Source organism: Rothia mucilaginosa ATCC 25296 (assembly GCF_000175615.1).
In the GTDB taxonomy this organism is placed as follows: Bacteria; Actinomycetota; Actinomycetes; order Actinomycetales; family Micrococcaceae; genus Rothia; species Rothia mucilaginosa.
Map to the genome: position 1 here is coordinate 484,404 of NZ_ACVO01000015.1, position 22,711 is coordinate 507,114.

General features: G+C 59.8%; 20 protein-coding genes. 16 read left to right on the forward strand and 4 right to left on the reverse strand.

Annotated features, from left to right (window positions below):
- Positions 1-176: 176 nt before the first annotated feature.
- Positions 177-845, forward strand: coding sequence for a hypothetical protein (locus ROTMU0001_RS05510; RefSeq protein ID WP_005508573.1), 669 nt, complete (start codon positions 177-179; stop codon positions 843-845).
- Positions 846-1,029: 184 nt separating this feature from the next.
- On the opposite strand, the gene ROTMU0001_RS05515 is transcribed toward ROTMU0001_RS05510, so the two are convergent.
- Complete coding sequence (locus ROTMU0001_RS05515; protein WP_005505378.1) at positions 1,030-1,263, reverse strand: helix-turn-helix domain-containing protein; 234 nt, start codon at positions 1,261-1,263, stop codon at positions 1,030-1,032.
- 363 nt (positions 1,264-1,626) lie between these two features.
- Here ROTMU0001_RS05515 and ROTMU0001_RS05520 point away from each other — a divergent pair, with 363 nt between their 5' ends.
- From ROTMU0001_RS05520 to ROTMU0001_RS05530, 3 genes are all read left to right on the forward strand, one after another.
- Positions 1,627-2,319, forward strand: a complete 693-nt coding sequence (locus ROTMU0001_RS05520; RefSeq protein WP_005508574.1) for an SAF domain-containing protein — start codon at positions 1,627-1,629, stop codon at positions 2,317-2,319.
- Positions 2,316-4,004: a CpaE/TadZ family protein gene (locus tag ROTMU0001_RS05525; protein WP_005508575.1), complete on the forward strand. Its 1,689-nt coding sequence runs from the start codon at positions 2,316-2,318 to the stop codon at positions 4,002-4,004. Before ROTMU0001_RS05520 ends, ROTMU0001_RS05525 begins: the two co-directional genes overlap by 4 nt.
- 305 nt (positions 4,005-4,309) lie before the next feature.
- Positions 4,310-5,884, forward strand: coding sequence for a sensor histidine kinase (locus tag ROTMU0001_RS05530; protein WP_005508576.1), 1,575 nt, complete (start codon positions 4,310-4,312; stop codon positions 5,882-5,884).
- Positions 5,885-6,038: 154 nt separating this feature from the next.
- Here the strand turns inward: ROTMU0001_RS05530 and ROTMU0001_RS05535 are convergent, their stop codons facing one another.
- Entirely contained in the window at positions 6,039-6,287 is a 249-nt protein-coding gene (locus tag ROTMU0001_RS05535) for a WhiB family transcriptional regulator (RefSeq protein WP_005505386.1), read from the reverse strand.
- Between the two features lie 485 nt (positions 6,288-6,772).
- On the opposite strand from ROTMU0001_RS05535, the gene ROTMU0001_RS05540 reads away from it, so the two are divergent.
- Complete coding sequence (locus tag ROTMU0001_RS05540; RefSeq protein WP_005508577.1) at positions 6,773-7,213, forward strand: hypothetical protein; 441 nt, start codon at positions 6,773-6,775, stop codon at positions 7,211-7,213.
- 50 nt (positions 7,214-7,263) lie between these two features.
- Here the strand turns inward: ROTMU0001_RS05540 and ROTMU0001_RS05545 are convergent, their stop codons facing one another.
- Entirely contained in the window at positions 7,264-11,772 is a 4,509-nt protein-coding gene (locus tag ROTMU0001_RS05545) for an FtsK/SpoIIIE domain-containing protein (protein WP_245534287.1), read from the reverse strand.
- A gap of 14 nt (positions 11,773-11,786) precedes the next feature.
- Positions 11,787-12,068: a hypothetical protein gene (locus ROTMU0001_RS09105; RefSeq protein WP_155115052.1), complete on the reverse strand. Its 282-nt coding sequence runs from the start codon at positions 12,066-12,068 to the stop codon at positions 11,787-11,789.
- 350 nt (positions 12,069-12,418) lie between these two features.
- On the opposite strand from ROTMU0001_RS09105, the gene glf reads away from it, so the two are divergent.
- From glf to ROTMU0001_RS05600, 11 genes are all read left to right on the forward strand, one after another.
- Positions 12,419-13,606, forward strand: a complete 1,188-nt coding sequence (gene glf, locus ROTMU0001_RS05550; RefSeq protein ID WP_005508581.1) for a UDP-galactopyranose mutase — start codon at positions 12,419-12,421, stop codon at positions 13,604-13,606.
- A 2-nt stretch (positions 13,607-13,608) separates the two neighbouring features.
- A complete protein-coding gene (locus tag ROTMU0001_RS05555) occupies positions 13,609-15,615 on the forward strand; it encodes a glycosyltransferase (RefSeq protein ID WP_005508582.1) in 2,007 nt (668 codons plus the stop codon).
- Positions 15,612-16,493, forward strand: coding sequence for an ABC transporter permease (locus tag ROTMU0001_RS05560; protein ID WP_005508583.1), 882 nt, complete (start codon positions 15,612-15,614; stop codon positions 16,491-16,493). The genes ROTMU0001_RS05555 and ROTMU0001_RS05560 overlap by 4 nt, the downstream gene beginning before the upstream one ends.
- 4 nt (positions 16,494-16,497) lie before the next feature.
- A complete protein-coding gene (locus tag ROTMU0001_RS05565) occupies positions 16,498-17,271 on the forward strand; it encodes an ABC transporter ATP-binding protein (protein WP_005505398.1) in 774 nt (257 codons plus the stop codon).
- A gap of 467 nt (positions 17,272-17,738) precedes the next feature.
- Complete coding sequence (locus ROTMU0001_RS05570) at positions 17,739-19,001, forward strand: TadA family conjugal transfer-associated ATPase (protein ID WP_005508584.1); 1,263 nt, start codon at positions 17,739-17,741, stop codon at positions 18,999-19,001.
- Positions 19,001-19,855: a type II secretion system F family protein gene (locus ROTMU0001_RS05575; RefSeq protein ID WP_005508585.1), complete on the forward strand. Its 855-nt coding sequence runs from the start codon at positions 19,001-19,003 to the stop codon at positions 19,853-19,855. Before ROTMU0001_RS05570 ends, ROTMU0001_RS05575 begins: the two co-directional genes overlap by 1 nt.
- On the forward strand, positions 19,852-20,784 hold the full coding sequence (locus ROTMU0001_RS05580) for a type II secretion system F family protein (RefSeq protein WP_005508586.1): 933 nt from the start codon (positions 19,852-19,854) through the stop codon (positions 20,782-20,784). Before ROTMU0001_RS05575 ends, ROTMU0001_RS05580 begins: the two co-directional genes overlap by 4 nt.
- Before the next feature lie 108 nt (positions 20,785-20,892).
- A complete protein-coding gene (locus ROTMU0001_RS05585) occupies positions 20,893-21,120 on the forward strand; it encodes a hypothetical protein (protein ID WP_005505403.1) in 228 nt (75 codons plus the stop codon).
- Positions 21,120-21,575, forward strand: coding sequence for a TadE family protein (locus ROTMU0001_RS05590; RefSeq protein WP_005508587.1), 456 nt, complete (start codon positions 21,120-21,122; stop codon positions 21,573-21,575). The genes ROTMU0001_RS05585 and ROTMU0001_RS05590 overlap by 1 nt, the downstream gene beginning before the upstream one ends.
- A 34-nt stretch (positions 21,576-21,609) precedes the next feature.
- Positions 21,610-22,062, forward strand: a complete 453-nt coding sequence (locus ROTMU0001_RS05595) for a hypothetical protein (RefSeq protein WP_005508588.1) — start codon at positions 21,610-21,612, stop codon at positions 22,060-22,062.
- Positions 22,025-22,618, forward strand: a complete 594-nt coding sequence (locus tag ROTMU0001_RS05600; RefSeq protein WP_005508589.1) for a pilus assembly protein TadG-related protein — start codon at positions 22,025-22,027, stop codon at positions 22,616-22,618. The genes ROTMU0001_RS05595 and ROTMU0001_RS05600 overlap by 38 nt, the downstream gene beginning before the upstream one ends.
- Positions 22,619-22,711 lie beyond the last annotated feature (93 nt).

The following is a 22,711-nucleotide window of genomic DNA, read 5'->3' on the forward strand; positions in this document are numbered from 1 at the left end:
TTGGTATTGCTTCATTTATACAGGAAGTCACGCTAAAAATGAAGCAAAAAGCATCAAAATACATGAAAAACATGTAATTTGGTGGAATTTGGTACAAAAATCAGGTTTGAGAATCATCATCTGACCAGAAAATGTCCCGGTTCGTATCCGCCCCCATCCTCAGGTAGGGTCATAGCATGAGCATGGAAAAGTTCCTACGAGACATTGAGGCGCGCCTCGCCTCCGAACGCGCCTGGGATATGGAACAGGACGCCCGCCAAGTCGCCCGCGTCCAGTACTCCACCATCACCCTCGACGACCGCCTCCTCGCGCAGGTCGGCGGCCCCATCCGCATCTGCGCCACCGACATGCAAACCTACGAAGGCAAACTCGAAATGGTTGGCGAAGAATGGGTCAGCATCGAAGCGCGCGGCGAGAACATCATCATCCCCCTGCGCGGAATGCTCTGGTGGGAAGGTGGCATCGCGCCTGGGCGCGCCGATATTCGCCCCGAACGCTACCGCATGAAAATTCAGCTCGCCCTCCGCTCCCTCGCCATGGCGCGCGAACCCGTCCGCCTCTCCCTCGAGGGTGGCACCGTCAGCTACGACGGCGTGATCGAGCGAGTCGGTGCCGACTTCCTTGAACTGCGCCTGCTCAACGGCGGCCAGTACCCGCGCATCTATGAACGCGACCAGTACGCGCGTGCAGCCTACAGCGCGCAGGGAACCTATGGTCAGGGTGGTTATGGGCAGGCTGGTTACGGTCAGGGTGCCTCCGGCTACTCCCGTGCACCTCGCGGCGCCGGCGTGCGCACCATTCCGCTGGCTCGCGTCAGCGCGGTGATTGCCCGCATCTCGCGCTAAAAATATGCGACAAATAGCGGGTGATGCCGTTTAGTGTAATGTCCCACCCGACAAGCATAAACACCCGCATCAAAGCAATAAATACATACAAAAAGGTCCGCCCCTCTTCATTGAAATCTCAACGAGAGGAGCGGACCTTTCTAAAACACTCGAGCATTACGCCCGCGAGGTGCATGTCGAACTACTAATCGACCTTAGCCTTTGCAGTGAGCTTGCCGGAAGCAATCGCCTCCAGAGTCTGCTCGTGGCGCTCGGTAATGTACTCTTCAAAGCGAGAGCGTTCAATACGCCACTGGTTACGTCCACCAATCTGAATGGCGGGAAGTTCGCCGCTGCGCACCAGAGCACGCACCTGCGAAAGCGAAACCTGCAGCTCCTCGGCGACGTCGCTCAGAGTGAGGAAACGAGGTGCAGTCATCGAATTGGATCCTTTCCGTGAGTGAAATCCTGGGCCCCTAGCTACCGTTAGTAGCCTTTCAGATAGAGTTCGTAGTGAACATCTATTGAGTACTTTCAGTATATGCCATCACCGTGAATTTTGCTCGCAAAAAGCCTTATATGAGCTGAAAAGTTATCTAATCGCCCCTTCAAAAGGGACGAAACCCAAAAATATTTCATAAACACGGCTCTTGTTGAGAGCGAGTACTAAATGAAATATGCTGTTAGGGTTAGTGCCAGAATCCAGTCAAAGTACTAACGAACACACGCCACTCGCTCATCGGTCAGTTGAACAACACCCGGAATCACCGCCGGCTTCCGCACCGAAAGGCACAACCACATCATGCGCATACGACAGAACGCGACGAAGCGTTCCACCCTCACCGAGCCCCACGCCAAACGCCTCAAAAGGCCCACCGTCAAAGACTGGCGATTCATTCTCGGTGTACTACTCGTGCTCGCCTCCATCACCGGCGTGCAGCTCTACGTGCAGGCAAATAACAGCAAAACCGAGTACTACACCGCCAAAAGCGAAATCCGCCTCGGCGAGAAGATTACCGAAGACAAACTAGCCCGAGTCGAAGCGAACATCGACTCCGCCAAAGACAAGTACTTCACCCGCGCCGATGCCGCACAGATGAACGGCAAAATCGCGATTCAGCGCATCCCCGCCGGCAACCTCATCAGCAAAGAATCCGTAGGCACCGAAACCTCCCCGGGACGCCGCCTCGCCACCGTCAGCATTGACCGCACCGCCGCCTCCGCACTCAAGGCAGGCGAGCGCGTAGACGTGTGGACCTCCGGCCCGCGCAACCCCGACACCAAGAGCGATAACCGCGCCGAAAACGGTGCCCGCGCCATCGTCACCAACGCAGAAATCGTCGCCATCACTGTCGACGAGGGCGTGCTCGGCGCCAACGGCAAAGCAACCGTGCAGCTGTGGGTCAAGGAAGAAGCCCTCACCGACCTCGTGAAAGAAAGCAACAGCGACTCCAAGATCAGCCTCATCCCCGGCACCTACGGGGAGGGCCAGTGAACATCCCCGTCATCCTCTACGGCGATGACGGTTCGCTCCTGACCCGCATCGAATCCCAGCGCGGCCGCGTTTCCGTGGCGCGTACCGTGCAGGACTTCAGCGAAGCCGTCGGCATGGCGCACACCGGCATTGCCCGCGTGCTGCTCTGCGTCCATGTGCCCGCCGAAATGAGCGCCTCCACCGTGGATACGCTCGCCGCCTCTGAAGTGCTCCTGGCGATTATCGCCCCGGACACTCTGCCCCTGCCCACGCAGGCACACCGTATTCGCCCCGAAGCAGCCCTCGATGAGATCCTGGGTTCGCTCGAACAGGCGGTGGATGCGGCACTCGCCCGACCCACCGCAGGCTACGGCATTCCCGCGCAGATGCCGGCTCAGCAGCCCGTTCAGCCTGTTGTGCACCACCCGGAGGCCGCCTACGGTCAGGACGCCGGGTACGGCTACGATGCAGGTTACGGCTACGACAGTGGATACGGCGGCTACGGTTACGATAACGGAGCAGCTGGCCATGGGGCGGGCGGCTACGGCTACGACCCCGCCGCGGGCGCTGCCGTAAACGCCGGCGCGCCCTACGGTGCTGACTACGGAAGTTACGGGATCGACCCCGCGGTGCCCGCTGGAAACGCGCCCGGCGCACCCAGTGCATCCGGCGCGCATGACCCGATGGAAACCTCCTCCGTTGTGCCCAGCAACGAGGAATCCGTGCTCAGCCAGGCCGCCGCCATCGTCGACTCTTTCGCACCCGGCAACGACTACGCCCTGCATGTGCAGAACGAGAACAACGACGGCACCCTGCCACAGCACCCGGACATCAACCAGGACCCCGCCGCGCCCTCCCGCTACCAGCCCGGCCACCGCCTCGGCAAGATTGTGACCGTCTGGGGCACTCACGGTGCGCCCGGTCGAAGCACCATCGCCTTCAACCTCGCCGCCCTCGCGGCGCAGCAGGGCCAGCAGGTCTGCCTCATCGACGCAGACACCTACGCGCCCAGCCTGGATGCGCTCATGGCGCTCGAGGATACCGGCTCCGGCCTGGCGATTCTCTGCTCGGACGCCGACCGTGCCCAGCTCGACGAGAAAAAGGCGGGCGCCATCATGGAGCGCGTACCTCTGAAGAACGGCACCTTCGACTTCTTGAGTGGCATCACCTCCTCCTCGCGTTGGCCCGAGGTGCGCGCCCGCGCTTTCGCCGAGGTGCTCGAATGGCTCAAGCACCGCTACGACCTGGTCATCTGCGATGTCGCCGCACCCATCGAGGTGGACGAGGAACTGACCTTTGATGGTCCGGCACCGCGCCGTAACGCCGCGACCCTCACCGCGCTCGCCTGCTCCGACCGCGTGATTGCGCTCGGCGAAGCGGACGTCATCGGCCTGCCGCGCCTGATCAACCTCGCCCGCGAGGTGCAGGCACGCCCGGATCTGTTCGCACCCGAAACGGATGTGCAGTACTGGCTTAACCGCAGCCGCCGCGAAGCCGCCGGGTTCAATCCCGAGGCGAAGATGCGCGATAACTGGGCACGCTACTTGTCCATCCCGCTCGCCGGCGTGATTCCGTACGAACGGAAGGTCATGGACCGTTTGCGCCGCAACGGTGAAGCACTGCTGGAGGTGGCGCCCCGCCACGCGGTCGTACAGTCCTTCGAAGCGATGCTTGCGGGCATGTACGCGGTACACCCCGGCGCGTAGGCCCGTCAGCTATAACTAGCGTTTGCTAAAAAGCCCGGCCTATCGGTATTCCTCCCAGAACATGGGAGCGCCGATACGCCGGGTTTTTGCGCCTTCACACGAGGGTCGAAACGGGGGAGTAGTGCGAATGCCTCACTGTACAGCTGAGGGGTGCATCTCATCTCACAGCGTCATATTTGGGATTAAAAGCGTGCTTCAAGAAATGCTCTGTAAACTATTCCACGTATTGTCGTTTGAATGGGATTTGCGGCGAACAAACCGTAAAATGGTTGAACACACCCGAACTTAGGGAAGCACACAAACATATGTCTTTTGCAGAAGGAATTATGAGCGCCTGCGACTTCGGTCCCGGCGACACTGAACGCGTTCACCTCATCATGGGCGAATGGCAGGTCATCTCTGACATTGCCCAGAGTGACCTGGTTCTATGGTTCCCCACCGACTACGTTGTTGCCGACGGCAGCTCCCCGGACGCCGTATCCGGTCCCAGCGTAACCAGTACTTTCCGTGCCTTCGCGCACGTGCGCCCCTCCAACGTCCGAACCCTCTTCCACCACGACATCATCGACCACGACATGGAAGACGGAATCCGCGACGAAGCATACCGCGTCTGGATTGACCAGAACATCAGCACCTACACCGACGAAGGAAGCGGTGAGGGCGTTGGTGCCCGCCCGCGCGTACACGTAACCTTCGTGCCCATCGTGCGCAACAACCGCACCATTGCGTTGCTGACCAGCCACAAGATTGCCACACCCAGTGGCTACCCCTCCATTAGCGACGAAGTCTACGAATTCGCTGCCGACACCATGCTCTCCATGGTGCACTCCGGCCTGTGGCCCGACCCCCTCGCCCAGGGAAACAACACCCAGGGCAACCCCCGCGTGATTGACGGCATTATTGTGCTTGACCCGGCAGGCCGCGTAGTGGTGGCATCCCCGAACGCGAACTCCATGTACAACCGCATGGGCATGACCGGCTACCTCGAAAAGCGAAACCTTGCAGACGTCACCCGTGCGATGCTTCCTGCCGGTGAGCAGGCGGATGAAACTTTGCAGTTGGTCCTTGCAGGTCGTAGCGACCTGCGCACCGAATTGGTTATTGCTCGTGCCCGCGTGACCATGCGATCCATCCCGCTGCTTGCGCAGAGGCGTGCTCACATCGAGCGTGAGGGCGCCGTGATCCTTTGCCGCGACGTGACCGAGTTGCGCCGCCGCGAGCTGGAGCTCATGACCAAGGACGCGACCATCCGCGAAATTCACCACCGCGTGAAGAACAACCTGCAGACCGTGTCCGCTCTGCTACGCCTGCAGTCGCGCCGTATGACCACTGATGAGGCACGTCAGGGCCTGGAGCAGGCGATGCGCCGCGTGGCAACGATTGCTACCGTGCACGAGGCGCTTTCGCAGGGCCTGACTCAGAACGTCGACTTTGATGAGCTGATTGAGCGTCAGTTCCACCTTGCCGCTGAGCTTGCTTCCCCCGGTCAGCACGTGTCTACCAAGCTGATTGGCTCCTTTGGGTCTTTGCCGAGCCAGTTTGCTACCCCTCTGGCACTGGTTATCAACGAGGTTGTCGCGAACGCTGTGGAGCACGGCCTGGATGGTGAGACCGGCACCGTGACCCTCGAGGGTATTCGCGGCACCAACGATGAGGGTGAGAACATCCTCACCGTCGTGATTACCGATGACGGTAAGGGCATGGGTGATAAGAAGATCGAAGAGTCCGGCCCGAACGCCTACCGCCCGGTGACCGGTAAGGAAGGCCTGGGCATGCAGATTGTGCGTACCCTGGTGGCGAGCGAGCTGAACGGTTCGATTCGCTGGGAGGCTAATGAACCGAAGGGCACCCGCGTGGTGATTACCGCGGTGCTCGTCTAAGCCCTTCTCGTATGACATGTAGAACTGCCGCCGCCCCGAGTACGGGGTGGCGGCAGTTTGCTGTCTAGATAGGTTCTGTATATGGCAAAAGCGTGGTGCAGTGACATAAAGTCACTGCACCACGCTTTTGATGCCCTATTGAATACTCCGGAAGTTAGGATGCACGGCGGGCACGAGCTGCGCGACGCTTCATCGCACGACGCTCGTCTTCACTGGTGCCACCCCATACGCCGGAGTCCTGGCCGGTCTCGATGGCCCACTTCAGGCAGACGTCTACAACCTCGCAAGAGCGGCAGACAGTCTTGGCCTCTTCAATTTGCAACAGGGCAGGTCCGGTGTTTCCTACGGGGAAGAACAGCTCCGGATCCTTGTCCAAACAAGCTGCACGACTACGCCAATCCACGGTGGACCTCCTTCATGATTTACGGTCTCACGCGGTGGCAAGACACATCTATTTTCCTGTGTGCGTGTCAAATACATCCGATGATGGGATGCTCACCCAGCGTTAGGGTGAAAATTGACTTATCAACTTTCGCATGTTGGAGCGGATGTGACAAGTACTTTTCTCTAAAAAACTTCAGTATTACACTGAGGCATCTATCACTTAGGCAAACCTTTGTCTAATTGAGAGGGTGGGGAATCGCATTCTGACACGCATAGTCTGCACCCCGTCTCATGGGCGAGACGTGGGCGGTTGGGTGAGCGGCACCTCAGGCATAATATAAAGCGGTACCTACCCCTGAAATACCGCACCGACGACGAGGCGGTGAACCCGAGGCGAACCCGAGGCAGGGGAGTACCCACCCGCTAACGTACCAGTGCATCGACCAACGCATCGGACCGAGTACACCCCGGTCTGCCGCCGACACTACCCATGAGGAGCCCACCGTGCCGTCACGCCCGTTCAACGTCATCTATGCATTCGCCCTGACCGAAACCTTCGCGGCATACATCCTGATTCGCGGCATCCTCTACCCCTTTATCATCAGCGGAATGTCTACCGCCCAAGCGATTGTGGGCGGTGTGCTCCAGGTGCTCATTGCCGCTGGCATGACCTACTTCGGTCTGCGTTTCTACCGCGGCCGCTTCGGATCGCGCCTGCCCATGATCCTGATTACCCTCTGCGCCCTGTGGGTCACCGCAAGTACCCTCGTTATGAACGTGAGTGCTTACGGTCTGAACATTGGCCAGTCCATCACGATTGCGGGTGTTATTGGTGCGGCGGCTGCCTTCGTCTTTGTGCTCATGCCCAGTAGCCGCCGCTATATTGAGGCGGTCACCGAAGCATCGGGCGAAGAAGCAGAGAAGTACAGCCGCCGACGCCGCTAAACCCCTAGCGCCGCTAAACCCTAGACGGCTTGGCTCTAGAATGCTCAGCTCTAGACCGCTACCGGAACCTTCTGCGTAGCTGTTACAGCCTGCGCTGCCGTGGTCAGAGCCAGGGGAACCTGCGCCGCGCACACGGAGGCGCCATCCACCACCACAAGACGGCCGGCGGGCTGCTCACCCTGCGTGAACCGGTCCAGCGGCAGCGCGGTCACCGTGCACATGTCGGCATCCGCCAGGGATGCGGGCGCGAGCAGAAGCGCACGCGAGCATCCCATGAGCGCAGCCAGCAGGGGTGAGGAGGCGCGCCTCGGCCAGGGCGTGTAGGCGACCAGCATGGCGCGGAACTCACCGCGACGCTCCAGAAGTAGCTGCTGAACGGCGGGCTGCAGGTACTGCAGATCGTCAATGAGCACGAGCGTGTGCGCGGGGTTTGTCACCGAGTCCAGGAGCACGCGGGTACGCTCCACGCTCGGCGGCTCACCTGAGGCGCCGCCAGACCCCAAGGTGCCGCCATCACCCGAGGCGCCGCCAGACCCCTCAAGGACGAGGGTATCCAGATGCGGGTTGAGTCGAGCAATGCTTTCCAGCAGGGTACTTTTACCCGCCGACCGGGAACCCTGCACCGGAACTACCGCGCCAGCCGGGGCGCTCAACCACACCGGCATCTGCCGGCGGTCAAACGCGACCAGTAGCTTAGCGCCCTGAGGATTGCACGCGGCATGGGTGGCGGTCACGTACTCGGTCGAGGGCATGCGATAGTACTCGGGGAACTGCCTCAGAAGAGTGCCAGGGCGAGTGCTCGACCCGTTAGAAGCGCTCTCGGTGTTACCCCGCAGAACCTGAACCAGCTCCCGGAAACCCGCAACGCAGGGCGAAAGAATCGAAGCGCTCAGCGGCTGATCCCCAATCAGCTCCTCATTGATGGCACCTTCCACGCAGTAGTGGCTCTGCGCCGGGGTCGGGTAGTCCTTGCTCGTTGAACGCATCAGGTCGGCGTCCAGGAAGCGGCGGCTCAACAGCGTGGAATGCGCCGCAGCGGCGAAACGACCGCGCGGGTTCAACGCGGAGGTGAACACCACCGAATAGCCGCGACGGCACCCCTGCGAGAGTAGATCGTAGAGCAGGTTCTCCGTATCGGGTTGGCGGACCAGCGCCTCCAGCCAGCTGTCCAGACCGTCCACGACAATGAGCGGGCGGGCGGAAGCCTCGGTGCCCCACAGGTTCGGGGTGCGCAGCTCCTCCAGGCAGAAACGCAGATGCGAAAGTTCCTGCGCACCCACGAGCGTCTCAAAGGCACCGGCGTAGGGTTCCAGGTCGCGGTAGAGTGCACCGTCAGAGGTCAGCAGAACAACCGGCGTGCGTGCGGCGAATGCCTGAGCTAAAAGTCCGTACAGCATGGGGGCACGTTCGGCGCTCTGAGCCAACAGCGCCAGCGTCTGCTGACCCGACCAGCTGATCGGGCGGCGCACACCGTAGCGGGCAATCTCCAGCTCGCCCAGCAGATACCCCTCGGAAGCCGCGCCAGAGTCTGCGGGTTCCTGAGAATCTACAACCTGAGAGGTAGCCGCCGGGTCAATACCGTACGCTACCGGTTCGCTCACCGACGCCTGCACCACTGGCAACGGAGTGCTCTCGGGAAGCTCAGGCGGAATCGGGCAGTACTCATCCTGAACCGCCGCGTTCTTCTGCGCACCCCTCGGAACGTACTCGCGTTCATAGAGCGCACGAATCTGCTGCGCCGAACGAATCAGCAGCTCATCCTCATTGCCACCCAACGTTTGAACGGCAGAAGCGGCAGTCAGCTCACGCCAGCCGCCCTCCTCAAGACCCAGCACCTGCACCGGACGAGCATCGCTACTCGAAGGGACCGCATCCACCAGCGGGGCGCGGAACGGCAGGGAACGACCATCCGGCAGGCGCACATACCCGGCACCCGGATGCGCCGCCGAAATATACGCCGCAGACTCATGCTCCAGCAGGTTATAGGAATCCTGCGCGCTCGCCACACGCAAGCAAATGCTCGTGGCAATATTGGCGCGAATATCCTGCGAAATAGCACCCTGCGGACGCTGAGTCGCCAACACCAGGTGCAGACCCAGCGAGCGACCAATCGTGGCAATGCGCATCAGCTCAGCCATAGCGTCCGGCATAGAATCGATGAGCATACGGAACTCATCCACCACAATCAGCAGCTCGGGGTAGCGCGGAGTCGTACCCGCCGCCTGGCAGGATGCCAGATAGTCGCGGTAGGAGTTCACGCCGAGCGCCTGCAGATCCACCTCGCGGCGGTGAATATCGGCGCGCAAAAATTCGAGCGCACGCTCCACCGCGGACACATCAAAATTGCTCAACACGCTGAGCGCATGCGGTAGCTGAGCCAGAGGACCCAAACCAGCCGAGCCCTTGAAATCCACCAGAATCAGGCCGAGGCGCTCGGGTGGGTAGCGTAGCGCAGCGCTGAGCACCAGCGAACGCAGCAGCTGCGATTTGCCGGCACCGGTCGTGCCACCGAGCAGCCAGTGTGGGCCGTGCTCAGACAGACCAATATTTAGCGAGCCACCTGAAGAAACACCCAGGTAGCAGCGAATATCGGAGGCGTAACGCTGAGCGGACCAGCGCTGCAGAACAGACTCCACCGCCATGTCATCGGTGCGGTTCTTCTGCCGCGCGCTCTGCGCCTGCAGGGAAGAGAATAGATGCGCCGACTGGTGCACCTGCGCCTCACTGAGCGGGCCCTGCTCCTGCTCGCATCCGGTGCGGTACAGGTTCTCAAGAGCGGCACAGAACGCCTCAACGCTGAGCCCGTCGGCGTGCTGGCACAGACCCTCACACGCCAGCGGGTGCACCTGGTAGACACCCTCTGTGGGTTGCACCGGAGGTGCCGCGTAACCCTGCGCGCGGTATCGGATGCTCTGACGGTGGCTACCCTCACTCACACACTCAACCCAGGCGGCACCAAAAAGCGCACCGGGGGCATTGGCAGAATTCTCGCTCTCGGCACTGCCCAGCACACAGAGCGCCGGGGCGTTCATCTTCTGCTCACGCGGGGAGGCGAACGCACGGGACTGCGAAGACTCCTCGACCGCCCCAGAGTTCAGCGCGGTCAGCAGGGGAGCGTAGATAGCGCTCGCCTGCAGGGGCATGAGAATCAGCGGCGGAACCGAGAGCTCCGACTGCAAGCTACTCTGCAGGGCCTGCAGATACTTCTCCTGCTGCACGCCCGGCAGACAATGCACGCTCACGCCCGGCACCACAGCCAGAGTCTGCATCAGGCGATTGGTTCGCTGCTGATCAGCGCTATCAGCGCCCGCCAGCAGAACGTGCACCGAACCCGGATAACCCGCCACCAGCTGCACCAGGTAGGCGCGCAGATGCGCCTCCTCCAGCTTCAGGTAGTGACCGAGAGTCGGGGTGGGTAGCGGCAGATAGTGGGGCGCATCCTGCTGCTCCAGAGTGCCCAGCGGGAGGTTGCGCCCGCGCAGGTAGGGCTGGCGGGGACCGCACCCGAGCACAATAGCCGGGTAGGCGGCATCATGCAGAGCGGAGGGACCCGAAATCGCCAGGTCGCCCGCGGTCGGCAGGGCGAGGGCACGTTCCTTTTCCTGCAGTGCCGCCTGATGAGTTTGCTGCGATGCGGCACGGTTCTCCGCCCGACCGCCAAAGAAATGCAGAAGCATCAGCAACGAAGACGCCGCAGACATCAGCAGAAGGAACCACATGCCGGTCACCAGCGCAATAATCAGACCCACCACAATCGGCAGACACACGCTCAACAGAATCTGCTTGAGCTTACGCGGTGCGGGAGGGTTCACCACTACCGGCTCAAAGGGGTTGCCGGCGTCGCCCAGAGGAGCGAGCATCTGCACGGGCTCGCCAGAGGTCGTGGCAGGCGTGCTCGCCTTTTCTACGGTGCGTTCGCCGTCTGCGCTGGGGGAGGTGAGCATGCAGAGCGAGGAGCCGAGGCGGAAAGGCTCGTCCCAGCGCAGGATGCGCGGCTCAGCGTCCTGGTTGTTACCCTGTGTTTTCTTACCGCCTTCATTCTCCGGGCTCATCGGGTGCTTTTCGATCCAGCGGATGCCGGAGCTATCGGCGTAGAAGCTACCGTGCACCGGCTTGAGGAAGGGATCCTGCAGGTGAATATGGCGCGGCTGCTCTCCTCCGCGGGGAGCTAGAGCCGCCCTGCCGAGGCTGGTTCGGCCGCGGCTGATGGGGAAGGTTGCGCCCGCGTCGGGTCCGCGCAGAATGTGCAGGAGGCTGACGGCGGGCGCGCCCGGAGTTTGAGATTCGTTCGGAATGCGGCTGTTTGGCGCAATCGAGGCGCCGGCGGGGTTCTTATCGTGCGCGGGGCGTAGCTGGAACGTCGTTTCCTGTGCCTGAGCGTGCGCGCCGGGTGCAGGGTGCTGCAGGGTGTGGTTGAGCGCCTGTTCTAGAGCCTGCTGGTGTGCGCTACCGGGGCACAGCTGTATTCCAGTGGGTGCCGCCTCGCCGTCGAGTCGGAGTACGCGAGGGTAGGGGAGCGCGTCGGTGGTGTTGTGGTGGTCGAGAAAGAAGAGAGTCATACCCCCAGAAAACATTAAAAAGTATTAAAGCTCAATAAATTATCTGTATATAAATTAACATGTTCGTATTTTTTGAATTTTTCGCCCCATTTTTCGAAAAATTGTGGATAACTCACCGAAATACTGCCCAGATTGCCGCTCGAAAAGCCCAGCAGTGTACCCGCTGAAACATCCATGCTTGACCCTGCTCGCGCATCCTCAATGACACCCCTAGAAGACTCCTGTAATTCGAATCGGTTCATGGCTTTGTCTCGTTGATTGTTTGGTGGTTCAGCAAAATCGCGATCGCTATTCACAATGAATATTTACCCGTAAACCAACTTTCCTCGCCGTTGGTGGAACGTCAAAGTCTGCAGAAAAAGGAACTCGCTCAGACCCGCTTGACCTCGGGGTTCGTGAAGAATATTCACTCGGGGAAAGAGTGTGTGAACAATAGTCCAAAAGCCACTAAAAACACGTCATAAGTATGCGTGAGGCATGATAAACGGGTATCTTAGATTATGACTATATCCATCACGGGTGGGGCTTTTTGTCCCTACCCGTGCGGATTGCGGCGCGACTGAGAACCCTCGGATGTGTCCAATCTGGTAGGTGAATACCGCCCTCGCAGAAGCGGCGGTGCGCCGTGATAATACAGGAGAAAACATTGACCGCTGACCTCGTAGTAGTCGGTTCGGGCCTCTTTGGTCTGACCATCGCAGAACAGGCTGCCACTGAGCTGGGCCTGAAGGTTGCCCTGCTGGACCGCCGTTCCCACATCGGTGGTAACGCATACAGCGAGAAGGAGAAGCAGACCGGTATTGAGGTGCACCGCTACGGTGCGCACCTGTTCCACACCTCCAACGAGCGTGTCTGGGAGTACGTGAACCGTTTCACCGAGTTCACCAACTACGTACACCGCGTGTACACCCGCCACAACGGCATCGTGTATCCCATGCCGATTAACCTGGGTACCATCAACCAGTTCTTCAACGCAGCTTACTCTCCCGCAGAGGCAAAGGCGCTTATCGCTGAGCAGGCTGGCGAGCTGGCTGGTACCGACCCGCAGAACCTGAACGATAAGGGTATCTCCCTGATTGGTCGCCCCCTGTACGAGGCGTTCATCAAGCACTACACCGCTAAGCAGTGGCAGACCCCGCCGGAAGAGCTGCCCGCATCCATCATTTCCCGCCTGCCGGTTCGCTACAACTACGACAACCGCTACTTCAACGACAAGTACGAGGGTCTGCCCGTTGACGGCTACGCAGCATGGCTGGAGCGTATGGCGGCGCACCCGAACATTGAGGTGCACCTGAACACTGACTTCTTCGAGCCCGGTCACCAGTACTCTCGCGAGAACGTCCTGGGTCAGATTCCCGTGGTCTACACCGGCCCGGTTGACCGCTACTTCGACTACGCTGAGGGTGACCTGTCCTGGCGTACCATCGACCTGGAAGAAGAAGTCCTGCCGATTGAGGACTTCCAGGGCTGCTCCGTGATGAACTACCCCGATGCTGATGTTCCCTTCACCCGCATCCACGAGTTCCGTCACTTCCACCCCGAGCGTGACTACACCAAGGACGCAACCGTCATCATGCGCGAGTACTCTCGCTTCGCGAACAAGGGCGACGAGCCGTACTACCCGGTCAACACCTCCGTGGACCGTGAGAAGCTGCTGGCGTACCGCGACCTGGCTAAGGGTGAGAACAACGTGCTGTTCGGTGGCCGCCTGGGTACCTACAAGTACCTGGATATGCACATGGCTATCGGCGCTGCACTGTCCATGTTTGACAACAAGATTCGCCCGCACTTCGCTAACGGTGCGAAGATCGAGTCCGGTGGTGTTGACGCATAACCATGGCTGATAAGACTTTGAAGAACCTGCAGCGGGTTATTTTCCCGAGCGCGGTTGAGACTGACGTCGTGCCCCTGTACGTGGACGCGAGTGTCGCAACCGGCGTTCAGCTGCCCACCCGTATTGACGGTGACGCTTCCACCTCCATTGCGGAGGCGATGAACACCTCCGGTCAGTCTGTGTCGAACGCCAGCGCGAACCGTGATGCCGCGAACAGCCTGAACAGCCGCCGCTCCATCACCGTGAACGCGGGCCAGAGCCTGTCTTTCGGTACGTACTTCAACGCGTTCCCCGCCTCGTACTGGCGCCGCTGGACTGACCTGCAGAAGGTCGTGCTGAGCGTTCAGACTCGCGGCGAGGGCATGGTCATTGTGTACAAGTCCAACGGCCGTGGCGTGATTCAGCGCGTGGATGCGAAGCTGCTCTCCGGCGAGGAGACCAACACCTTCACCCTGCCCCTGGCACCGTTCGGTGACGGCGGCTGGTACTGGTTCGACCTGGCTGGCACCACCGACCTTGAGCTGGTTGAAGCGAACTGGCTGGGCGACATCGAGCCCCGCGCAGACGTGAAGGCTGGTCAGGCGACTGTGCAGATTACCACCATGAACAAGGTGGAGTACTGCATTAACAACATTCGTGCTCTGGGTGAGAGCCCCGAGATTTTCGATGCTGTGCACGAGTTCCTGATTGTTGATCAGGGCACCCAGAAGGTGCAGGACCACGAGGATTTCGAAGAGGTCGTCAAGCCCCTCTCCGGTAAGTTCCGCATTATCAACCAGGGCAACCTGGGTGGTTCCGGTGGCTTCTCGCGCGGCATGTTCGAGGCTGTCAACAACGGTTCCGATTACGTGCTGTTGCTTGATGACGACGTTATCGTTGAGCCCGAGTCGATCCTGCGTATGGTGACCTTCGCGAACTACTGCAAGGAACCCACCATCGTGGGTGCGCACATGTTCGACATGTTTGACCGTTCGGTCCTGCACGCGTTCGGTGAGGTTGTTGATCCGTGGCGTAACTTCTACGCTAAGCCGCACGATGACATGGCGATGGGCCACAACCTGGGTCACCACAACCTGCGTAACACCCCGTGGCTGCACCGCCGCGTGGACGTGGACTACAACGGTTGGTGGATGTGCCTCATCCCGACCACCGTCATTAAGGAAATCGGTCTGTCTCTGCCCCTGTTCCTGAAGTGGGATGACGCTGAGTACGGTCTGCGCGCTAAGGCTGCGGGCTTCGCTACCGTGTCCTTCCCCGGTGCTGGCGTGTGGCACGTGTCCTGGACCGATAAGGATGACTCCGTCGGCTGGCAGGCGTACTACCACGAGCGCAACCGCCTCATTACGGCGCTGCTGCACTCGCCCTTCGATAAGGGTGGCCGCGTGCTGCTGGAGTCCCTGTTCTTGGACGTCAAGCACACCCTGTCCATGCAGTACTACACCGAGGCTGGCCGCCTGATGGCGCTGGAGGATCTGCTCTCCGGCCCCGAGCACCTGCACCCCTCGCTCTCGCAGCGTCTGCCGGTGATTCGTGCGATGGCTAAGGAGTACCCGGAGTCTCAGGTGAAGCCGAACGTGGATGACTTCCCGGCTATCCAGACGAAGAAGCCTCCGTTCCGTGGCCGCCGTTCCTTCGCGTCCCCGGGCTACAAGAAGCTTGCTTCCTGGACCGCGAAGACTGTTGCTCGTCAGCTGTTCAAGCCGGTGAGTGAAGAGGCGAAGGCTCACCCGCAGATTCAGCTGAACTACGGTGAGACTAACTGGTGGACCCTGTCGAAGTTCGATTCGGCTCTGGCTACTAACGCTGAGGGCACCGGCCTGTTCTGGTACCGCCGCGACCCCGAGCAGCTCAAGTCGAAGCTGGCTCAGGCCGCTAAGCTGCACGTTCAGCTGGTGACCGGCTGGGATAAGCTACGTGAGCAGTACCGTTCGAAGGCTGCTGAGGTTGCCTCCTACGATGCGTGGGCTAAGACCTTCGCTGAGCATACGGATTCTGAGCTGACCCGATGAACGATCTGAAATCTGTTCCCCTGAAGGCGCCCGGCCGTGGGCGCGGCATCCTGGATGCGGTGAAGAACCGCTACCTGCTTCGACTGCTGGTCGATAAGGAAATCCAGGTCCGCTACCGCGGCTCGGTGCTGGGCATTTTGTGGTCGTACATTAAGCCGGGTGTGCAGTTCCTGGTGTTCTACATTGCCATGGGTATGTTCCTTGGCTTGGAACGCGGTATGCACAACTATGCGGTGTACCTGTTCTCGGGCATGATTGCCATTAACTTCTTCTCGGAGGGGTTCGGCAATGGTGCTCGCGCCATGGTGGTTAACAGCGCGCTGATTCGTAAGATTTACCTGCCGCGTGAGCTGTTCTCGCTGTCGACGGTGTGGGTGGCTCTGGTGCATTTTGTGCCTCAGATTGCTGTGATGTTGCTGGCCTGCTTCTTGGTGGGTTGGTCCCCGACTTTCCTGGCATTTGGGTCGATTCTGGCGGGCATGCTCATCGTGATGATGCTGTCCTATGGTCTGGGTCTGATTTTCGGTGTAGCTAACGTGTTTTTCCGCGATTCGGAGAACATTGTGGACATGCTGCTGATGGTGGCTACCTGGTTCTCGCCGGTGCTGTACTCCTGGACCATGGTGCGTGACACTCTCTACCCATGGGTGTTCAACGTGTTCATGATTAACCCGCTGACTGTTGCGGTGGAGCTGTTCCACTATGGCTTCTGGCATCCGACGCTTCGTCCTGAGGATTTGGCGCTTCCTGCTTCGCAGGTGGTTCCGCATCTCTTCAGCTTCTGGACTCCGATTGCCATTGGTATTTCTCTGCTGACCGTTTTGATTGGTGATTTGCTCTTCCGTAAGTTTGAGGGCAACTTCGCCCAGGAGCTCTGATTCTGTGGATATTAAGAAGCTTGAGTTCCCGCCGGTGAGCCCGGACGCTCCCGTAGTGATTCACGTGGAGAATTTGGTGAAGCGCTTCGTTCTGCGCCACACCCGTTCGATGAAGGAAGCTTTTGTGTGGCTGATTAAGGGCCGCAAGGGTGATCTTTCGGAGAAGTTCAATGCGCTCAACGGCGTGAGCCTGGATATTCGTCAGGGCGAGCGTGTGGCTCTTCTGGGTCTGAACGGCTCGGGTAAGTCCACGCTGCTGAAGATGATTTCTGGTGTGATGCGCGCCGATGAGGGTGAGGTTCTCACGCGCGGCAATATTGCGGGTCTGATTGAGGTGGGCGCTGGTTTCCACCCGGATCTGACCGGTCGCGATAATGTGTACCTCAACGGCGCGATTTTGGGTATGACCAAGGATGAGATTGAGGCTTCCTTCGATTCGATTGTGGATTTCGCTGAGATTCACGACTTTATCGATACCGAGGTGAAGTTCTACTCTTCGGGTATGTATCTGCGTCTGGCCTTCTCGGTTGCGGTGCATACGAACCCGGATATCTTCCTGGTGGATGAGATTCTTGCGGTGGGCGATGAGCCGTTCCAGAAGAAGTGTATTGCGAAGATTCAGGAGCTGTGCTCTGCCGGTAAGACTCTTGCCGTGGTGAGCCACGACCTGGATTTGGTGTCTAAGATTTGTGACCGCGGCGTGGTGCTGGAGCACGGTAACCTGCGTTTTGACGGTCCGATTAAGGAAGCTGTGAAGGTGATTCGTGGCGGCGACTAACCGCTAGATGTATCGCTTGTGATGGGGCGTGTATTCCCGATGGGGGAGTGCACGCCCCTTTGCTGTGCCCGAAAGTTGTGCACGAAAGTTGTGCCCGGGAAGGTGTTGCTGCTGGGTAGGGTTCTTTCGTTTTAGCAGGGGAGACTGCGGCTTTTAAGACGAAATGTTACGTGTGCACCGAGTGTAATATGGCGGTGATTCATGGTGAGCGGTTCGAGGGGTACACGTGTAGCTGTTCTGTAAGTCACAGCTGACTAGGCGTTTTGAATCTTAGTGCACGTTGGGTAACGATATGCGCAATTCCATGCATCAAAAATGCTCAAATACTATACTCGTAAATATTAAGGGGCGTTTTATTACATTTTGATAAATTTGATGCGCTGAGGGTAGGGTGATGGTGGCATTGATGTATCAATGCCTCACCGTATTCCACACAACCACACCACACACAGCATCGGATCACTTCAATGGAGAACACCGTACTGGATACCCGGGCGGAGCATCTAACTCTGCTCGAGGAAAATATCCGTGAGGCAATGCGCCACCGCAGCCTGGATCCGCACGAGGACCAGCATGCGGTGCGTGGGCTCATTGACGAGCACCTGAACGATTATGAGCAGCGGCGCACCCGCATTTCCCTGCCGGATTTGGGTGACCGCGAATCCGTGATTCAGCGCCTGCACGATGAAATCTGCGGCTTTGGCGTGATTCAGCCGTTTCTCGATGACGAGAGCGTTGAAGAAATCTGGATCAACTCTCCCGACGAAATCTTTATCGCCCGTAACGGCGAAAGCGAATTGACCGGTCTGCACCTGAGCGCCGAGGCGATCAATAGCTTGCTGGAGCGCATGCTCAAGCCTTCGGGTCGTCGTGTGGACCTTTCTTCCCCGTTTGTTGATGCGTCCCTGCCGGATGGCTCCCGATTGCACGCGGTGATTCCGGATATTACTCGCAGGCACACGAGCATCAATATCCGTAAGTTCGTGGTGCGTGCCCGCCGCCTGCCCGACCTGGTGCGCATGAACTCGCTGAGCGCCGGCGCGGCGTCCCTGCTGCACGCGGCGGTGGAGAGCGGCATGAACATCCTCGTTTCGGGTGCAACCCAGGCGGGTAAGACCACGATGCTGAATTGCCTGTCGGCATCCATTCCGCCGCGTGAGCGCGTGATTACGTGCGAAGAAATCTTTGAGCTCGCGGTTCCGCTACGCGATGTGGTGGGCCTGCAGTGCCGCCAGCCGAACCTTGAGGGCACCGGCGCGATTGAGCTGCGCCGCCTGGTCAAGGAGGCTCTGCGTATGCGCCCGGACCGCATCCTTATTGGTGAGGTGCGTGAGGCGGAGTCCCTGGATATGCTCATTGCGCTCAACGCGGGTCTGCCGGGTATGTGCACAATTCACGCGAACTCGGCGCGTGACGCGGTAACCAAGATTTGTACCCTGCCGCTGCTGGCGGGCGAGAATATTTCCTCGGCGTTCGTGGTGCCGACCGTGGCGTCCTGCTTTGACATTGTGGTGCATTGCGGCCGCGATTCGCGCGGTCAGCGTCAGGTCGAAGAGATCAGTATGCTGGGTGGCCGTGTTGAGGACGGCGTGATTGAGATGTCCCCGCTGTTTGTGCGCCGTGACGGTCAGATGGTGTGCGTGGCGTTGGAGCTGCCGAACCCGGACCGTTGGATTCGTGCCGGTCACCGCCCCGAGCAGGTGCTGGCTGCGGCGAAGGCGGGTCAGTAATGCCTCTGTTTCTGAGCCTGATTTTGGGGTTGGGCGTCTGCCTGATTTACCTTTCCTGCTTTCCTGATAACGGCAAGCCTCCGAAGCCGAGTAACGACCCGGCGCTGGTTGTGGCGTTGCGTAAAGCGGGTATGCATTCGCTGACTCCTCGCACGTTCATGTGGGTGAGCGTCGCCAGTGGTGTGAGCACGTCGGTTCTGCTGCTGATGCTTACTCAGCTTTTGCCGCTGGGTCTGCTGGGACTGATTGGTGGTTTTGCGGCGCCTCGCGTGATCGTGAATCATCGTGCCCGCGCAGCGGATGCCCGTATTTGGCAGTTGTGGCCGGATGCGGTGGACCACCTGCGTTCGGCGATTCGTGCGGGCCTGTCGCTGCCGGAGGCGCTGATTCAGCTCTCGTACCGCGGCCCGGAAGAGCTGCGTGATGCCTTCGCCCATTTCTCGCGTGATTACCGCGCGTCGGGCGAGTTTGTGCCGTCGCTGAACCGTTTGAAGGAGTACCTCTCTGACCCGGTGGCGGACACCATCATTGAGGCTTTGAAGATTGCTCGCGAGGTGGGCGGTTCGGACCTGGGTAAGCTGCTGGGCACGCTGAGCGATTTTCTGCGTGAGAATGCGCGTACCCGTTCGGAGCTTCTGGCTCGCCAGTCGTGGACTGTGAATGCGGCTCGTCTCTCCTGTGTGGCGCCCTGGTTTGTGCTGTGTCTGATGGCGACTCAGCCTGCCGCGCGCATGGTTTATAACTCGTTTGCCGGTGCGATGCTGATGATTGCCGGTGCCGCTATTTCTTTGGCGGCGTACCGTCTGATGTTGCGTATTGGTGAGTTGCCGCGTGAACGGAGGGTTTTCGGGTGAACCTGCCTCTGATTTTTGGTCTGCTGCTGGCGGCCGGCGTGGGTCTGATTCTCTCATCGGTGCTGAATACTCGCAGTATTTCGTTTTCTGATCGTGTGGCGTCGCAGCTGCGCGGTGAGACTCTGCGTGAGTCGCTGTTGAAGGAGCAGGAGCGCCGTGAGCCGAGCCTGCTGGAGGCGATTTCGGCGTTCTGCGCGCCGCTTCTGCGTTCGCTGTCTTCGTCGTTGAGCGGCTCGTCGCTGAGCGATAGTTCGGTGCAGGAACGTCTGCGTCGTGCTGGCTCTTCGCAGAGTGTGAGCGCGTTTCGTGCTGAGCAGCTGCTGTGGGCTCTTGCCGGCGTGACCGTTATGAGTGCCTTGACCGTCATTGGTGTGGTGCAGGAGCGTTTCTCCATCCTGGTGGCTCTTATGCTGGTGCTGGTGAGCGGTTTGAGCGGCTTTCTGGCGCGTGACTGGTGGCTGGGTGAGGCGGTGACTAAGCGTGAGAAGCAGTTGGTTGCTGAGTTCCCGGCGCTGGCGGAGATGATGGCTCTGTCGGTGACGGCGGGCGAGTCGGCGCTGGCGGCTTTGGAGCGTATCTGTTTGACCTCTCGCGGCGAGTTGGCTCGTGAGTTTTCTGAGATTTTGGCGCAGACCCGCACCGGCGTTTCGCTACTGAGCGCGCTGCAGGAGTTTGCGGAGCGTACTCGCGTTCCGGCGTTGAGCCGCTTCGTTGAGGGTATTGCTGTTGCGATTGAGCGCGGTACCCCTCTGGCTGATGTGTTGCGTGCGCAGGCTCAGGATGTGCGCGATAACGCAAAGCGTGAGCTGATGGAAACAGCCGGTAAGAAGGAGATTGCGATGCTCGCCCCGGTGGTGTTTTTCATCCTGCCGCTGACCGTAATTTTTGCGGTCTTCCCGGGCCTGTCGCTCATGCGTTTGAACTTTTAGATTTTGCGGCGGGTACACACCGTACCGGCTGCACTGCGGTGGGCTGGGCTGATTGCCCGGCGCGCCGCACCAACCACACACTACACCCTTTGATAGAAGGAGAAAATCATGTTCCGTCGTTTCCGCACCACCCTCACCGTGCTGATTGCCCTGGCTATCGCATCCGTGCTGGCTCTGCGCCTGAAGAACAAGCAGGATGACCCCGAGCGCGGCGACGTGCCCGGCTGGGTCATGATCACCATGATGAGCGCCGTGCTGGTTGCCGCTATCTTGGCGATTGCTCAGCCCGCTCTGACCAAGATGTTTAACGACGCGATTGCTCTGGTTCACCAGTAATGCGTAAGCCCCGCATCGCTTCTGAGCTGACTGCCGCTGAGCTATCCTCCGCGGAATATTCTGTGGAGGAGAGCGAGCGCGGTGACGCCAGCACGGAATTCGTCATGGTCGGTGCGCTGTTGGTGTTGCTGACCATGGCGATTCTGCAGGTTTCTTTCGCCCTGTATGCACGAACCATGCTGGTGGATGCTGCGGCGGCTGGGGCACGTTACGGTACGATGCGTGACCGCACTCCGCAGGAGGGCATGGAGCGTACCCGTCAGATGATTGAGGGGGTTCTTCCGTCTTCGTATGCGGAGAATATTTCGTACCGTCAGAGTAGTGATTCTACGGGTGTGCGCACCTTGGAGGTGACGGTGAAGTCTCCGTTGCCGGTGCTGGGCCCGTGGGGTTTTCCGGATTCTATTGAGGTGAAGGGGCATGCGATTTATGCGGAGCAGCGTTCCGGTGATTAGCGACTTTTCGCTTCGGCAACGGGTGAAGGAACGCTTGAAGAGCCGCTCTGATCGACCTCTTTCTGAGCAACACGACTCTGAAGAGGGTAGCGCCATTGTGGAGTTCCTGGGGTTGGGTATTACTCTGCTCATCCCGGTGCTCTACGGCATTCTGACGATTTTTAGCTTGCAGTCTTCGGTGATGGCGGCTCATGCGGCGAGCGCCCAGGTGGTGCTGTATGTGCAGGAGCAGCCGCAGGACTCGTCGGTTGGCCCGGATTTGGCTCAGCGTCTGGCGGTGCATGCTGCCGCGGATTACGGGGTTGAGCCTTCCGATGTGAGCGTGTCGTTGAGCTGTGCGTCGGGGGAGTGTGTCTCGGGTACGAAGGCGTACGCCACGGTGACGGTTCAGGCGCGTCTGCCGCTTCTGCCTTCGTTTATGGGTGGCGGCGTGATTCCGGTGAGTTCTCATGCGACGAGTTGGGGGTCTGGTCATGCTGATTCCTAATGGTTCGCCCGCTCGCCTGTTCTCGCCCGCTCGCCTGCTTTCCTCTGTGCGGGAGCGCTACGCTAACGCATACCGTTGTGCCCGTCTACAGGTTCGTGCCCGTGTGCAGAGCCGGGCGCTCGCCGCTGACCCGGTCGCCTCAAACCCGGAAGAGGGCAGTATTGCCCCGCTGATTGTGGGCATGCTGGCGTTGCTTCTGCTTATTGGTTCGGTGACGGTGGCGATTACCGGTGCGTATCTGCAGACTCAGCATCTGCAGGATGTTGCGGACGCTCAGGCGAACTCGATTACCCGCACGATGCGCACTCCGGATGAAGCGAGTGGTTCGGCGGCGTGGGAGTATGCGAGTGCGTACCTGGCTGAGGTTCAGCCGGGGCAGGATTTTCAGGCGTTGCGCCTGGAGAACGTGTCCGTGGATTCTGATCACAGTGTGCACGTGTACCTGTCGGCTCGTATTCGTCCGCCGCTGCTGTCGATTCTGGTGCCTGATGGTATTGAGGTAACCGCTCATGGTTCGTCGCGTTTGAAGACGAGCCAGGGCCCGTCCAGCGACTAGGGGCGTTGTGAGCCCCCATAGACTGCGAGGGTGCATCCGCAAGGTAGTGTAACGGCTAGCGGATGCGCCCTCGTTTTATGCCCTTTTTAGGTC

Bases quoted from the DNA above. Each gene is read 5' to 3' on its own strand.
- ROTMU0001_RS05600 (WP_005508589.1), top strand. From the start codon at position 22,025: ATGCGACGAGTTGGGGGTCTGGTCATGCTGATTCCTAATGGTTCGCCC.
- ROTMU0001_RS05545 (WP_245534287.1), bottom strand. From the start codon at position 11,772: ATGACTCTCTTCTTTCTCGACCACCACAACACCACCGACGCGCTCCCC.
- ROTMU0001_RS05560 (WP_005508583.1), top strand. From the start codon at position 15,612: ATGAACGATCTGAAATCTGTTCCCCTGAAGGCGCCCGGCCGTGGGCGC.
- ROTMU0001_RS05515 (WP_005505378.1), bottom strand. From the start codon at position 1,263: ATGACTGCACCTCGTTTCCTCACTCTGAGCGACGTCGCCGAGGAGCTG.
- ROTMU0001_RS05530 (WP_005508576.1), top strand. From the start codon at position 4,310: ATGTCTTTTGCAGAAGGAATTATGAGCGCCTGCGACTTCGGTCCCGGC.
- ROTMU0001_RS05555 (WP_005508582.1), top strand. From the start codon at position 13,609: ATGGCTGATAAGACTTTGAAGAACCTGCAGCGGGTTATTTTCCCGAGC.
- ROTMU0001_RS05585 (WP_005505403.1), top strand. From the start codon at position 20,893: ATGTTCCGTCGTTTCCGCACCACCCTCACCGTGCTGATTGCCCTGGCT.
- ROTMU0001_RS05590 (WP_005508587.1), top strand. From the start codon at position 21,120: ATGCGTAAGCCCCGCATCGCTTCTGAGCTGACTGCCGCTGAGCTATCC.
- ROTMU0001_RS05520 (WP_005508574.1), top strand. From the start codon at position 1,627: ATGCGCATACGACAGAACGCGACGAAGCGTTCCACCCTCACCGAGCCC.
- ROTMU0001_RS05575 (WP_005508585.1), top strand. From the start codon at position 19,001: ATGCCTCTGTTTCTGAGCCTGATTTTGGGGTTGGGCGTCTGCCTGATT.
- ROTMU0001_RS05510 (WP_005508573.1), top strand. From the start codon at position 177: ATGAGCATGGAAAAGTTCCTACGAGACATTGAGGCGCGCCTCGCCTCC.
- ROTMU0001_RS05570 (WP_005508584.1), top strand. From the start codon at position 17,739: ATGGAGAACACCGTACTGGATACCCGGGCGGAGCATCTAACTCTGCTC.